Genomic DNA, 14,435 nt, shown 5'->3' with positions numbered 1-14,435 from the left:
GTGCCGTTTCTTTAAATGAACGTAACCCACATCGTCTGGGATGTGGAGATGGGCGTATCCTTCGCCCTTATTCAACAGGAATTAAAATGAGCGAAAGCTTTGCGGAACTCTTTGAAGAAAGCCTAAAAACCCTGAACCTTCAGGCAGGCTCCATCATCACCGGTGTTATCGTTGATATCGATTACCAAGCTCGCTGGGTAACCGTTCACGCTGGCCTGAAGTCTGAAGCACTCATCCCGCTTGAGCAGTTCTACAACGATGCTGGCGAACTGACTATCAACGTCGGTGACGAAGTTCACGTTGCTCTGGACTCGGTTGAAGACGGCTTTGGTGAAACCAAGCTGTCCCGTGAAAAAGCCAAGCGCGCTGAATGCTGGATTGTTCTGGAAGCAGCCTTCGCAGCCGAAGAAGTGGTCAAGGGCGTTATCAACGGTAAGGTTAAAGGCGGCTTCACTGTCGACGTTAACGGCATCCGTGCGTTCCTGCCAGGTTCTCTGGTTGACGTCCGTCCAGTGCGCGACACCACGCACCTGGAAGGCAAAGAGCTGGAATTCAAGGTCATCAAACTCGACCAGAAACGCAACAACGTTGTCGTTTCCCGTCGTAGCGTCCTCGAAGCCGAGAACTCCGCCGAGCGTGAAGCTCTGCTGGAATCCCTGCAGGAAGGCCAACAAGTCAAAGGTATCGTCAAGAACCTCACCGATTACGGCGCATTCGTCGATCTGGGTGGCGTCGATGGCCTGCTGCACATTACCGACATGGCTTGGAAGCGTATCAAGCATCCTTCCGAAATCGTCAACGTTGGCGACGAGATCGATGTCAAGGTTCTGAAGTACGATCGCGAACGCAATCGTGTTTCCCTGGGCCTCAAGCAACTGGGCGAAGATCCATGGGTTGCTATCAAAGCCCGTTACCCAGAAAGCACTCGCGTTACCGCTCGTGTAACCAACCTGACCGACTACGGCTGCTTCGCTGAGCTGGAAGAAGGCGTTGAAGGCCTGGTACACGTTTCCGAAATGGACTGGACCAACAAGAACATCCACCCTTCGAAAGTCGTACAAGTCGGCGACGAAGTGGAAGTTATGGTTCTGGACATCGACGAAGAGCGTCGTCGTATCTCCCTCGGCATCAAGCAGTGCAAATCTAACCCATGGGAAGATTTCTCTGGCCAGTTCAACAAGGGCGATAAAATCTCCGGCACCATCAAGTCGATCACCGATTTCGGTATCTTCATTGGTCTGGACGGCGGCATCGACGGTCTGGTTCACCTGTCCGACATCTCCTGGAACGAAGTGGGCGAAGAAGCCGTTCGCCGCTTCAAGAAGGGCGACGAGCTGGACACCGTTATCCTGTCGGTTGACCCAGAGCGCGAGCGCATCTCCCTGGGTATCAAGCAACTGGAAAGCGATCCGTTCTCCGAGTACGTTCAAGAGAACGACAAAGGCGCCATCGTTAAAGGCATCGTGAAAGAAGTTGACGCTAAAGGCGCCATCATCACTCTGGCCGACGATATCGAAGCGACTCTGAAAGCCTCCGAAATCAGCCGTGACCGCGTTGAAGACGCGCGCAACGTTCTGAAAGAAGGCGAAGAAGTAGAAGCCAAGATCATCAGCGTTGACCGCAAGAGCCGCGTAATCCAGCTCTCGATCAAGTCGAAAGACGTTGAAGACGAGAAAGAAGCCATCCAAAGCTTGAAAGACAAGCCTTCGGATAGCATCGCTGCTGGTCCTACCACTCTGGGCGACCTGTTGCGTGCACAAATGGAAAAGCAGAACTAAGTTCTGTCAGACCATAAAAAAAGGGCGACTTCGGTCGCCCTTTTTTGTGTCTTGAATATATGTGCCCAACGAGTTTCATCTTCTTGTGCGTCGGGGGTAGGGTGATTGGCTGAGCTGGCTAGGTCAGTGCTTGCGAGTCAGAAACTCTCCTCCGCAGAAGGGTGTCTGTTTTTCCATTGGTTGGTGGCTGCGCAATCGTTGGTGTAGATACATCGAAGGGGCTAGTGCGAAGGTTCCCAGGTTGTGGCGGGCGATCCTTTTTTCTTGCTGGTGTATCAGATGTCTCCCTTGGCAGCGGATGGGTGTTTAACCAGGTTTAGCTTTTTATAAAAGGTCGTAAGTGTTAGTAAAGGCTTTTCGATCAAGCGATAACTCAGGTAGGCGACTAAAATAACAGCGCTGTATGAAGCTGCCCAAAATACTATCGCGCCCCAAGCGCCACTCCCCGTATATCCAGCCGACAGCCAAACCCTTCCGCATACACTTAGTGTCAAAACATGCGAGAGATAAAGTGAGTAGGACATGTCTCCGGTCAACTTTAGAAAGCTGACTGCTTTCAATCTGTTGTTTGACTCTTGCAGTGCGCACGCCAACAGAAGAAGGGTGTATCCGCCTCCGACCGCGAAGGCTCGCTCCAAGGATATCGATTGAATCACGTCTGAGCCGTTGACGACTCCTCCGCTCAAGGCATAAGCAATAGCGCCGAGGCCGGTAAGTGCCGTCGAGACGGCAGAGTAAGGTGAGGGCTTGGGCTTTTTCGACAGCTTCAAATAGGCGATGCCAGCCAATGCACCAAAGATGAACTCAAGGGAAAACGCATGAGTCATCACGCGTAAATATGGGTTATCCGGCGTGGCCGCGAATAAAGAGGCGCAAATGATTGTTACAAGCCAGAAGAAAAAAGCACCGGGTACCCATTTGGACGGCAGCAACAGAATCGCGGCAAAGACCAGGTAGAACCATACTTCGTGGATTAATGACCAGGCGACCATCAGCAATGGCAGTGACGAGGCAGGTAGTAGCAGCAAGGAAGCCGTGAGGTCGACATTGCCGCCTTGCGAACCATTCATTATTTCGGGCTTTATCTGGAATACAAGAAAGACGGCGAGAAAGTAAACCCAATAAGTAGGGTATATACGAAAGAAGCGGCCTTTCAGAAAGTTGAATATTTCGCCTTTTTTTCCGAATTTTTCACGGAAGGCGATAATCATCACAAAACCGCTGATTACAAAGAAAAGATCAACGCCGGTTTGTCCGAAGAAAAATATCTTAGGCAGAAGATTTTTGCTCTCTACATACTTGGCGTTAATAAACAGTGAGTGGAATGCAACGACCATAAGAGCTGCCAAGCCTCTGGCGGCTTGCAGCGAAGAAAGTTTGTACACGCGATCCCTTCCCTAAACCAAATACTTCCACGCTGTCATTGTGAAAGCAGCATCCTTTCGTTGCAAGAACAGTAACGATGCCTGAGGTATTTTGATAAAAAATCCTCGTGCTGGATCGGTTGGGGGGGGGGGCGGAATCTTGCGATCACGCTTTCTTCCCAAAAATGCCCATGAAACCAATCGCCTCCCAAAGCTGTCTCTTTCTTTAGTAGGATCAATCATTTATTTGCGGCTAGTCTTTAGCTTGAAGCGAGCGACAGTCGGACGACGTCCGGCTAAGGAAATAAATGAACAAGCTCATTGTCGTGATAGCAGTACTGACATTGGCAGGCTGTACCACTAGCGCCAAAACTCATGCGGTACGCGGAGTCAGTGGCATAGAGATCGATTGTTCAGGATTGGGCTCCGGATGGGAGAAGTGTCACAAGAGAGCCGCCAAGGAGTGCAAGGGCGCAGGTTATAAAGTTGTCGTAAGGTCCGATGACGCGAAGGAAGAAGATGAGTTCCCTTTTGGCTTCAACCCCGCGGGTTATCTGACACGCACCATGCTGGTTATCTGTAGATGAATGCCGGGTTTGAGCCATGTTCGGATGTTCCGAAATCGGGCACCTCATTGCAGGGAAAGATATGTCAAAACTCGGGCTGTTCAAATTTCTCCGGGCATGCTAAAACCTTTGAAGCGCTTTTCCTAGCTGCTTGAAAAAGAAGGGAAAAATATGACGAAGTCGGAGTTGATCGAACGAATTGTCACCCATCAAGGGCTGCTCTCATCCAAGGATGTGGAGCTGGCCATCAAGACCATGCTTGAGCAAATGTCCCAATGTCTGGCCACCGGTGATCGAATCGAGATCCGTGGGTTTGGCAGCTTCTCCCTGCACTATCGCGCGCCGCGCGTAGGCCGCAATCCGAAAACCGGTCAGTCCGTCAGCCTCGATGGCAAGTTCGTTCCGCATTTCAAGCCAGGCAAAGAACTGCGCGATCGCGTGAACGAGGAAGAGGAGGAGGGGCTTTGACAGTTGCACTTCAAGGAACCGCTGATGCGTAACCTCAAGCGCGTACTTCTCGCTGTATTTGTCCTGTTACTCGTTCTGGCGATCCTGGCGTTTGTTCTGGAGAACCAGCAAGGCGTGTCACTGCTGTTCCTGGGCTGGGCGGGCCCGCAGTTGCCAGTATCGCTGGTCATGGTGATTGCGCTGCTGATCGGCATGGTGATCGGGCCGATTCTCGGCTGGTTTCTGGGGCGTACGTCTAGAGCCTCACGCAAGCGCCTTGTCTGATAGCGACAAACCCGTCGTACGCGTCGAATTTGCGTCACAGCTTGTCCATATCCATTAGTAAAACCTTCATTAAGCTGTAAAATGCTGCGCTTGGTCGATAGGGCAATTCCCGAATCGGTTCAGACTGACTCTGTCAGAAGCCACGGCTTACTTGATGGCTTTTGCATTCATGGATTAGACAGTGCGCGGTTGGCGGCCCTGTCAGCAACTTAAGGGTATGGTTTCGCGTGAAAATTCTAGTAACCGGCGGCGCCGGGTTTATCGGCTCGGCAGTCATTCGTCATATCATCTCCAACACTAACGACTCTGTTGTTAACGTCGATAAACTGACTTATGCCGGTAACCTTGAGTCGCTGGCCGAAGTCAGCCAGAACTCGCGTTATGTGTTCGAGCGCGTCGACATCTGTGATCGTGATCAAGTGGACCGTGTCCTGCGTGAGCACCAACCGGATGCCATCATGCACCTGGCCGCAGAATCCCACGTTGACCGCTCGATCTCCGGCCCGTCTGAGTTCATTCAGACCAACATCATCGGCACGTACACCTTGCTGGAAGCTGCACGCCACTATTGGGCTGCACTGGATGATGCGCGTAAAGCCAGCTTCCGCTTCCACCATATTTCCACCGACGAAGTCTACGGAGACCTTGAAGGTCCGGAAGACCTCTTCACCGAAACCACGCCGTATCAACCAAGCTCGCCGTACTCGGCCAGCAAGGCCAGTTCCGATCACCTGGTTCGCGCCTGGAGTCGAACCTACGGTCTGCCGACTCTGGTGACCAACTGCTCGAACAACTACGGTCCTTGCCACTTCCCTGAGAAGTTGATCCCGCTGATCATCCTCAATGCACTGGAAGGTAAGCCGCTGCCGGTCTATGGCAAAGGTAATCAGGTGCGTGACTGGCTCTACGTCGAAGACCACGCCCGCGCACTTTACAAAGTTGTGACCGAAGGCGTGATCGGCGAGACCTACAACATCGGCGGCCATAACGAGAAGCAAAACATCGAAGTAGTGCATACCCTGTGTGCACTGCTCGATGAGCTGCGTCCAGACTCCGCTCATCGCCCACATGCCAGCCTGATCACCTACGTTCAGGATCGCCCGGGCCACGACCAGCGCTACGCCATCGACGCCAGCAAAATTCAGCGCGAGCTGGGTTGGACGCCGGAAGAGACTTTTGAAACCGGCATCCGCAAGACCGTCGAGTGGTACCTCAACAACACTGAGTGGGTGGCTCACGTGAAGAGCGGCAGCTACCAGCAATGGATCGACCAGAACTACACGGATCGTTCGGACAAGGCATGAAAATCCTCCTGTTGGGAAAAAACGGCCAAGTCGGCTGGGAGCTGCAACGTTCCCTTGCGCCGCTTGGCGAGTTGATCGCGCTGGATCGTCACACTGTCGATGGTTTGAGCGGAGACCTGTCCGACCTCAATGCACTGCGTGCGACGATTCGTCAGGTCAAGCCCGACGTCATCGTCAACGCAGCGGCGTACACCGCCGTCGATAAAGCTGAGACCGAGACCGAGCTGGCCGATCGTGTGAACGGTCAAGCCAGCCAGGTCATGGCTGAAGAGGCTGCATCCCTGGGTGCCTGGCTGATTCACTATTCGACCGATTACGTGTTCAGCGGTGAAGGTCTGAAGCCATGGCAAGAGACCGATGCTGTCGCCCCGGTGAATCACTACGGCGCCAGCAAACTGGCCGGCGAGCAAGCGATTACCAACTCGGGCTGCAAGCACCTGATCTTCCGCACCAGCTGGGTCTATGGCGCGCGTGGCAACAACTTTGCCAAGACCATGCTGCGTCTGGCCAAGGACCGCGACACCCTGAGCATCATCGCCGACCAGATCGGCGCCCCGACCGGCGCAGATTTGATCGCCGACGTGACGGCTCTGGCTATTCAGCAAGTCTTGCAGCGCCCTGAGCTGGCGGGCCTGTATCATCTGGCGGCCGCCGGCGAAGTGTCCTGGCACGGCTATGCCAGCCATGTGATCGATTTTGCCAAGGCCAACGGTGAAGAACTCGCCGTCACGGCGATCAATCCGATAGACACCACCGCCTACCCAACACCGGCGCGCCGCCCCCTGAACTCCCGGTTGAATACTCAGAAGCTGCGCGACAATTTTTCTCTACACTTGCCGGATTGGCAAAGTGGTGTCACCCGAATGCTTATGGAAGTCCTGAACAAATGACCACGACAAATCGTAAAGGCATTATCCTCGCTGGCGGCTCGGGCACTCGTCTGCACCCGTTGACCCTCGGCGTGTCCAAGCAGATGCTGCCGATCTACGACAAACCGATGATTTTCTATCCGCTGTCGGTGCTGATGCTCGCCGGTATGCGCGAGATCCTGATTATCTCCACCCCTGAAGACCTGCCATGTTTCCGCAAGTTGCTGGGTGACGGCAGCCTGTACGGCATCAAGCTGACCTACGCCGAGCAGCCTAGCCCGGACGGTCTGGCACAAGCCTTCATCATTGGCGAAGAATTCATCGGCAAAGACCCTTGCTGCCTGATTCTGGGCGACAACATCTTCTACGGTCAGCACTTCTCGGAAAACCTGCGTTCCGCCAGCACTCAAGAGCACGGCGCGACTGTATTTGGTTATCACGTATCCGATCCAGAGCGTTTCGGTGTCGTCGAATTCGACGCTGCCGGCCGTGCCTTGAGCATCGAAGAAAAACCTTTGAAGCCAAAATCCAGCTACGCGGTGACTGGCCTGTACTTCTACGACAACCAGGTTGTCGAGATCGCCAAGAACATCAAACCATCTCCACGTGGCGAGCTGGAAATCACTGACGTTAACCGTGCGTACCTCGAGCAGAAGACCCTCAACGTCGAAATGCTCGGCCGTGGTTTCGCTTGGCTGGATACCGGTACCCACGATTCGCTGCTGGAAGCCAGTCACTTCGTGCACACCATCGAGCAGCGTCAAGGCCTGAAAGTGGCGTGCCTCGAAGAGATCGCTTATCACAACGGTTGGATCACTGCCGAGCAGTTGGGTACTCAGGCCGATGCCCTGAAGAAAACGGGCTACGGTCAGTATCTGCAGAAACTCCTGGACTCGCCTTCCCACTGATTCGAAGGCTCAATCCTTTCGAACAGTAGCGTTTAACCAGTCCAGGCAGGAATGGCATGCCAGTAAAACATCCCAAGGTTGCGGTTTTGCTGGCTGCCTACAATGGCATGCAGTGGATCGAGGAGCAGTTGGCCTCGATCCTCGATCAGTCCGCTGTCGACGTAACCGTTTATATCAGTATTGATCCCTCCACTGACGGTACCGAAACCTGGTGTGCAGCCTATGCGGCTGAGCACTCCGAGGTTTTGGTTTTGCCGGCCGCCGGTAGTTTTGGCGGTGCCTCCCGCAACTTCTTCCGCCTCATCCGCGATGTCGACCTTGAAGGCTACGACTTTGTCGCCTTTGCCGACCAGGATGATGTTTGGCATTCGAATAAACTCCAGCGTGCGACCCAAGCCATCCAGGCCCGTCGCGTAGAAGCCTACTCCAGCAATGTCACGGCTTTCTGGCCAGACGGCAGTACTCATGTGCTGGACAAGGCGCAGCCTCAGGTCGCATGGGATTTCCTGTTCGAAGCGGCTGGGCCCGGCTGTACCTACGTGATGAGCAAAAAACTCGCGGACGCGCTAAAGGCTTCGATGCTCGCCAATTGGCAGCAGCTGCAAGATGTCAGCTTGCATGATTGGTATTGCTACGCCTTCGCTCGTAGCCATGGCTATCGCTGGTATATCGACCCTGAGCCGTCCATGGACTATCGCCAGCATGAGCGTAACCAGGTAGGCGCCAATAAGGGCTTGAGTCCGCTGATTGCTCGTTACAAAACCATTCATGACGGTTGGTGGTTCAATCAGGTTCGATTGATTGCGCTGTTGGTAGGGCAGGGGGTCGATCCTTTCGTGCAGACATGGCTGAAACTGCGCCGTAGACAACTCATGAAGCTTTCCTTCAGCGCCTGGCGTTGCCGGCGGCGAGTACGGGATAAAGTGTTTTTCTTTTGTATTTGCTGGGCTACTGCATTGATAGGGAAGAAAGCCAAATGACCGCCCCTAAGGTATTGGTCACTGGGGCAAGCGGGTTTGTTGGTGAGGCATTAGTCTTCAGGCTGTTGGTGGACAAGAAGTTCAGCCCGATCGCAGCTGCTCGCGGTGCTACGCGGTTGCATGGGTTGTGTCCGGTGGTGCCATTCGATCTCACCCATGCGAAGGTCTTGCCTGCACTCGACGATGTCCGGGTAGTCATTCATGCCGCTGCCCGAGTGCATGTCATGAATGAAACCGCGGGGGATGCATTGGCCGAGTTTCGCAAGGTCAATGTGGAAGGGACGCTCAAGCTGGCTCAGTGCGCTGCGGCGTCGGGAGTAAAACGCTTTATTTTCATCAGCTCGATCAAGGTCAACGGCGAAAGCACTCTCCCGGGTAAACCATTCAAAGCTGATGATCATCCGAATCCGCTGGATCCTTACAGTGTGTCCAAGTACGAAGCCGAAGAAGCTCTGAAGCAACTAGGTCACGACACCGGAATGGAGGTGGTGATCATCCGTCCACCACTGGTCTACGGTCCGGGAGTGAAAGCCAACTTTCTGAGCATGCTGAGCTGGCTCAATAAGGGAACTCCTTTGCCCCTCGGCTCGATTCGGAATCAACGTAGCCTGGTAGCCATCGAAAACCTGGTGAGCCTAATAGTGGCTTGCATTGATCATCCCTCCGCGGCCAATCAGATCTTTCTGGCCAGTGACGGCGAAGACCTGTCCACAACTCAACTGCTGCGTCGTCTATCCAAGGCGCTAGGCAAACCTGCCCGACTCTTGCCTCTACCTGAATGGCTGTTGAAACTGGCAGCCTCGACACTGGGCAAGCAAGCCGTTGCTCAACGCATATGTGGCTCGCTACAAGTCGATATCAGCAAAAATCGCGAATTATTAGGGTGGACGCCACCCATCAACATGGACAAAGCCATGCGTCAAACCGCTGGCCATTATCTGGAAAAGCAAACGAAATGACTGTTTGGTGGCTGCTAGGCGCGGTATTCGCTGTTTCCTGGGTGTTGACGCTCGTCTTGCATCGTTACGCCCTGGCGAAGAGTTTGATGGACATACCTAATGAGCGTAGCGCCCATTCGGTACCGACTCCGCGTGGAGGAGGGGTGGCAATAGTAATTTCCTTTCTCCTTGCGTTGCCCATTCTTGCGGAATTGGACCTGCTTGGCACTGCGGTCTTGTATGGTTTGCTGGGGGCGGGGTTTCTAATCGCGGTGATTGGCTTCGCCGATGACCATGGGCATATCGCCGCCAGATGGCGTTTGCTCGGGCATTTTATCGCAGCTGCCTGGGCGCTGTTCTGGTTGAAAGGCCTTGCGCCTATCGAGTTATTCGACACAACTATCGATCTGGGATGGTTCGGTCATCTGTTGGCATTGATATATTTGGTCTGGATGTTGAATCTCTATAACTTCATGGACGGTATCGATGGGCTGGCCAGTGCTGAAGCAGTCAGTACCTGCGTGGGCATGTGTCTGGTTTATTGGTTAAGCGCAAGCGTCGACTTGATTTGGGCGCCGCTTATGCTGGCAGTGGCCGTGGCGGGGTTTTTTTGGTGGAATTTCCCGCCAGCACGAATTTTTATGGGGGACGCCGGAAGTGGTTTTCTTGGTTTCATCCTTGGGGTGTTTGCATTAGGAGCAGCCTGGCAAAAACCCGAATTACTTTGGAGCTGGATCATTCTGTTGGGTGTGTTCATTGTTGATGCGACATGGACGCTAGCTCGCCGGTTGATTCGTGGTGACAGGGTGTATCAGGCCCATAGTAGCCATGGCTATCAGCATGCAGCACGTCGCGTAGGGCATAAAAAAGTCACGTTGACAGTCGTCGCAGTAAATGTCGTGTTCTTGTGTCCTGTTTCAATTCTGGTAGCGCTGAATCAATTGAGCGTAGTGGTTGGCTTGCTCATTGCCTTTGTTCCTCTGATTTTCATAGCGTACTTATTGGGGGCGGGTCAGGCCAAAACCGTGTAGTTACACCAGCCTGGCTGGTCTAAAATCGCAGCACTGGCCTTTAGCATTTTCATCAGTCGACGTGGTGCGCCACTCACGAATGGTTAAGGCATTAAGATGACGAGAAATTATGCAGAATAATCTCACCTCCCAACGTATCTCGACGACCAGCCGTGTACGTGGCGAGCAAAAAAATCAACGTCCCGTGGTGATTTGGCTGACCGGTCTCAGTGGCTCGGGGAAATCTTCCCTCGCAGACGCCCTTGAACAACGACTCGTAAGCAAGGGATGCCACACTTATCTGCTGGATGGTGACAACGTCCGGATGGGGTTGTGCAAGGATCTTGGCTTCGGTGATCGTGATCGCGAAGAAAACATTCGGCGCGTTGCTGAAGTGGCGAATCTGTTTGTGGATGCGGGGCTCATTGTCATCACTTCTTTTATCTCTCCATTCCATCGTGATCGTGCATTGGCACGCAGTGTGATTGGCGATGAGTCCTTTATTGAGGTTTACGTCGATACGCCGCTCAGCGAGTGTGAGCGACGTGATCCAAAAGGCTTGTATAGCAAGGCACGGCAGGGCCTGATCAAAAACTTCACGGGTATTGATTCTCCCTATGAAGCTCCTGATTCTCCACAGATCACAATCGATACGCTGACTCATTCAGTAGACGACGGCGTGGATGCTGTCATGGCTTATTTAGAACAATGGAATGCCAAGTGAAACGCCTAGTCATTATCGGTGCAGGTTTTAGTGGGGCAGTAACAGCTATCGAGTTTCTAAAGCGTGCGCCTGAAGGGGCGCACCTTACTATCATCAATCGATCAGGAAAGATGGCGCGTGGTTTGGCATATGGTACAAACAGCCCTCATCATTTGCTAAACGTGCCTGCGGGAAATATGTCCGCTCTGGTTGATCAACCAGACTCATTCCTTGCCTTTTGCCAAAGGATCGATCCTGAAACTCATTCCGGCAGTTTCGTTTCGCGAAAGTTGTACGGCACTTATCTAAGTGAGCTGCTGAACCAGGCCGAAGCGCAGTCGAGGGTAAAATGCTCGCGAATTACAGGAGAGGTCCTTTCGATCCAGCCTGATGGCGCGGGTGCAGTTATAGAAGTAGATACCGGTGAGCGTATTATTGCGGATCACGTTGTGCTGGCGTTCGGCAATTTTTCCCCCGCCAAGCCTCAAGGATTACAGCAACTCGATAGCTGTTCGGGCTATACCGAAGATCCTTGGTCGCCTTCGGCACAGGTCTCTTCCGATCAAGCGCCGCGCGTTCTGCTGGTAGGTAGTGGTTTGACAGCGGTCGATACCCTGGTCTCCCTGCGTCAATCCCATCCGGCGGCCAAAGTTACAATGGTTTCGCGTCGCGGATTATTGCCTACAGCTCACCGCGACCGGATGCCTCCTCGGGGTTTTTCGACAACTATTTGCGCGGATTTGCTGGCGACTGCACCGTCAGTGTCCTCGTACATGAGACTGGTTCGTCGAGAGGTGGCCCGGTCGCCAGAACACTGGCGCGAAGTTGTAGCTGCACTCAGGCCGATTACGTCCGAGCTGTGGGAGGGCCTGTCGCTTGATGAGCGCAAACGTTTTTTGCGTCACGTGCAGCCCCATTGGGATGTTCATCGGCATCGATTGGCACCACAGACTTTCCGTACTTATCAGGAGGCGTTTTCGACTTCCAGTATCAGCTCGATCGCGGGACGGATTGTTTCGATTGCGGTTGAAGGGGCGTGCGTTTTGGTGCGTATCAAGACAAGAGGCACTGACAATATTGTTGAAGGCGTGTTTGATCAAATCATTAACTGCACCGGGCCATGCACGGATATCGAGAAAATTACTGACCCGTTTATTTCGTATTTGTTGAGCGAAGCAATGATCTGTGCTGATGCATTGAACCTTGGAATCAACGTCGGTAGAAATTACTCCGTCGTGGATGCTTCGGGGAATAGTATAGAGTGGTTGAGCTATGTAGGTCCGATGCTCAGGGCTCGACTATGGGAGGCTACCGCGGTTCCTGAGCTTCGTCAGCATGCACACGCTTTGGCTGTTGACGTTGCCGAACGCTTCGCGGCAGTTGAAGGTGGGTCGATATAGCTTGTTTCGCCTCCTGCTCCCTAGCTGGATTGAGTCAGTTTGAGGAGAGTGCTAGAGGTCGTGCATGGAGTGTGAGTATTTACAGTACCTAAGCACACGACCTCAGGAAAGAGGTGTTCAGTGGTACGGATTATTTTTTGTCGGACTTTATCAGAAGGTCATGACTTTACCCGCTATAACAGACCTGTTAGGCTGCTCGGTCAACAAATTATGGATAACGGCTAAGGCCGCAATCGAACGGACAGTATTGTGAATAACACTTTAATTCAAAAGATAATTTCCCTGCGGTACTGTCTTTCTTTTCTGGTTCTGGTTCTGGTTTTTCAGTTTAACTTTCTTAAGACAAGTTCTGACTTTCAGTTCAAAACATATCGTGATGGCTCTGAAGCGCTAGTGCTTGGAAAAATATTTTCCGATGTCAATGGAATTGATACCGGTCACAGTAATATGGGCTTTGTCGAGAAAGAGTTCATTACTAATGGTTCTAACGTACTTTCGGTTTATGGTCGTATAGATCACCCGAAGAGTATTGTTCCGCTAAAATTCTCCGATCTGAACTGGAGTAATGGGTTTGGAAACTATGATAATGCGTTTTTGGTTCGGGTCGCGGAAACTGCAACGTTGGGTTATTCAAGTAATGAGCTAGTGGTGGGTCAGGAACTTGTTTTTCCTGATGGGCAAAGTCGAGAAATCACAAAGCTGACACAGGCAGGAGGCTTTTTGAATGTATCATATTCCGGGAGCAGAGTTTCTGGGGTGGGGCTTGAAGAACCTTATATTATCAGCGTGATTGAACATCGGCCTTATGCATACAGTGCATACCCCAAGCAGTTTGGTGGGCAGGCAGTAGCGCTTTCATGGTTGTATCGAAATATCCCTTTTTTTAGTTCGGTTTTTGCTCTTCAGTTTTTGATCGCAGCAGCGGCAGCGCTGGTTTTTACCTTATTGGTTCGCGAGATATCACTGTCTGTTTCTGCGATGTTTGCGGGAGTGTTTTTTTTATCAATAATTGGATCTCCCTGGCTTGTGGCGGTTGCCAGGAATCTTTACTGGGCATCCTTTCTCTGGTTTTTACCAGCCGTTGTCGCAATGATGGTCTATCGGTCAGAGCCTGGTACGCGTAAAAGACTGTCACTCATGGTTCTCTTTTGTTTCAGCGTTTTTCTCAAATGTCTTGCTGGCTACGAGTATATTTCCACAATTGTTATTTTTTCTCTGTGCATATTTCTTATTGATCCTTTCAAATCAGAACCCCGGCACGGATTCGGTGAGTCGATGAAGGCTGCTTTCAAACTTGGCTGCTTGGCCATCCTCGGATTTATTTTGGCGAATCTTGTTCATGCCGATATGCGAGCAAATACGATAGTAGAAGGCCTCAGCCAGACCTTTGGTACAGATGCAATAAAATACAGTGCTCTGACAACGATGAGTGATGCCGTTATTCCCAGAACTCCGCTCGGTTTTATACTGGGTGAGTATGTGAATGAATGGAAGACGCCTGTTTTGTTTTGGTTTGGTAATGAAAGTGTTTTTAGGGTGATGCTAGTTCTGTCTGTCTCTTCGCTGGTAATACAGTTTTGTCTCAGAGATAAAGAGTTAAAGCGTGATATTGTTATTTTGGTTGTTACCGCTTTGGCTTCGCTCAGCTGGTTTGTATTAGTCCAGAAGCACTCGGCGATACATGTTCATCTGAACTATGTGCTTTGGTATTTTGGTTTTGTTCAAGCTATGGTTTTTGTCATTGTTCGAGGTTGTATCAGTTTGGCGGTGTTCTCAAAGGTTGTCGTGTTGTGCGGTCATAAGTCCTGAAGTATTTCGGGTTTGGCAATTGGCTGTCTTGGATTTTTCAAGGTTCTCCCGGGCCCGTTCGTTGTTCTTGGTGC

At 52.1% G+C, this 14,435-nt stretch carries 14 protein-coding genes; 13 read left to right on the top strand and 1 reads right to left on the bottom strand.

Annotated elements, in window-relative coordinates:
- Nucleotides 1-86 precede the first annotated feature (86 nt).
- Nucleotides 87-1,778: a 30S ribosomal protein S1 gene (gene rpsA / locus KVG95_RS00240; RefSeq protein WP_008005961.1), complete on the top strand. Its 1,692-nt coding sequence runs from the start codon at nucleotides 87-89 to the stop codon at nucleotides 1,776-1,778.
- Nucleotides 1,779-2,053: 275 nt separating this feature from the next.
- Here rpsA and KVG95_RS00235 read toward each other — a convergent pair whose 3' ends face one another.
- Entirely contained in the window at nucleotides 2,054-3,163 is a 1,110-nt protein-coding gene (locus tag KVG95_RS00235; protein ID WP_217854122.1) for an acyltransferase family protein, read from the bottom strand.
- Between the two features lie 287 nt (nucleotides 3,164-3,450).
- Here KVG95_RS00235 and KVG95_RS00230 point away from each other — a divergent pair, with 287 nt between their 5' ends.
- The 12 genes from KVG95_RS00230 to KVG95_RS00175 all read left to right on the top strand — a co-directional run bounded on the left by KVG95_RS00230 (nucleotide 3,451) and on the right by KVG95_RS00175 (nucleotide 14,361).
- Nucleotides 3,451-3,729, top strand: coding sequence for a hypothetical protein (locus KVG95_RS00230; protein ID WP_007899746.1), 279 nt, complete (start codon nucleotides 3,451-3,453; stop codon nucleotides 3,727-3,729).
- A 150-nt stretch (nucleotides 3,730-3,879) separates the two neighbouring features.
- Nucleotides 3,880-4,176: an integration host factor subunit beta gene (gene ihfB / locus KVG95_RS00225; protein ID WP_007899751.1), complete on the top strand. Its 297-nt coding sequence runs from the start codon at nucleotides 3,880-3,882 to the stop codon at nucleotides 4,174-4,176.
- A 24-nt stretch (nucleotides 4,177-4,200) separates the two neighbouring features.
- The gene (locus tag KVG95_RS00220) at nucleotides 4,201-4,440 is read left to right on the top strand and encodes a LapA family protein (protein ID WP_123723144.1); all 240 of its coding nucleotides are present in this window, start codon (nucleotides 4,201-4,203) and stop codon (nucleotides 4,438-4,440) included.
- Between the two features lie 227 nt (nucleotides 4,441-4,667).
- Complete coding sequence (rfbB, locus tag KVG95_RS00215) at nucleotides 4,668-5,744, top strand: dTDP-glucose 4,6-dehydratase (RefSeq protein WP_217854121.1); 1,077 nt, start codon at nucleotides 4,668-4,670, stop codon at nucleotides 5,742-5,744.
- A complete protein-coding gene (gene rfbD, locus KVG95_RS00210; protein WP_217854120.1) occupies nucleotides 5,741-6,634 on the top strand; it encodes a dTDP-4-dehydrorhamnose reductase in 894 nt (297 codons plus the stop codon). Before rfbB ends, rfbD begins: the two co-directional genes overlap by 4 nt.
- Nucleotides 6,631-7,521 (top strand): glucose-1-phosphate thymidylyltransferase RfbA, encoded by an 891-nt coding sequence (rfbA, locus tag KVG95_RS00205; protein ID WP_052964110.1) that lies wholly within the window; start codon nucleotides 6,631-6,633, stop codon nucleotides 7,519-7,521. The genes rfbD and rfbA overlap by 4 nt, the downstream gene beginning before the upstream one ends.
- Before the next feature lie 56 nt (nucleotides 7,522-7,577).
- Nucleotides 7,578-8,501 carry a glycosyltransferase gene (locus KVG95_RS00200; protein ID WP_217854119.1) on the top strand — a complete coding sequence of 308 codons (924 nt, stop codon included), beginning with the start codon at nucleotides 7,578-7,580 and terminating at the stop codon, nucleotides 8,499-8,501.
- A complete protein-coding gene (locus KVG95_RS00195; RefSeq protein WP_217854118.1) occupies nucleotides 8,498-9,460 on the top strand; it encodes a UDP-glucose 4-epimerase family protein in 963 nt (320 codons plus the stop codon). The genes KVG95_RS00200 and KVG95_RS00195 overlap by 4 nt, the downstream gene beginning before the upstream one ends.
- Nucleotides 9,457-10,470, top strand: coding sequence for an MraY family glycosyltransferase (locus KVG95_RS00190; RefSeq protein ID WP_217854117.1), 1,014 nt, complete (start codon nucleotides 9,457-9,459; stop codon nucleotides 10,468-10,470). Before KVG95_RS00195 ends, KVG95_RS00190 begins: the two co-directional genes overlap by 4 nt.
- A gap of 109 nt (nucleotides 10,471-10,579) precedes the next feature.
- A complete protein-coding gene (gene cysC, locus KVG95_RS00185) occupies nucleotides 10,580-11,173 on the top strand; it encodes an adenylyl-sulfate kinase (RefSeq protein WP_217854116.1) in 594 nt (197 codons plus the stop codon).
- Nucleotides 11,170-12,552 (top strand): FAD/NAD(P)-binding protein, encoded by a 1,383-nt coding sequence (locus KVG95_RS00180; protein ID WP_217854115.1) that lies wholly within the window; start codon nucleotides 11,170-11,172, stop codon nucleotides 12,550-12,552. Before cysC ends, KVG95_RS00180 begins: the two co-directional genes overlap by 4 nt.
- Before the next feature lie 249 nt (nucleotides 12,553-12,801).
- Nucleotides 12,802-14,361: a hypothetical protein gene (locus KVG95_RS00175; protein WP_217854114.1), complete on the top strand. Its 1,560-nt coding sequence runs from the start codon at nucleotides 12,802-12,804 to the stop codon at nucleotides 14,359-14,361.
- The last annotated feature ends 74 nt before the right edge of the window (nucleotides 14,362-14,435 follow it).

The sequence above is a fragment of the Pseudomonas farris genome, from assembly GCF_019145235.1.
GTDB classification, from domain to species: Bacteria; Pseudomonadota; Gammaproteobacteria; order Pseudomonadales; family Pseudomonadaceae; genus Aquipseudomonas; species Aquipseudomonas farris.
The sequence above is the reverse complement of the archived record's forward strand: the minus strand, read 5'-3'. Positions and strand labels throughout refer to the sequence as shown.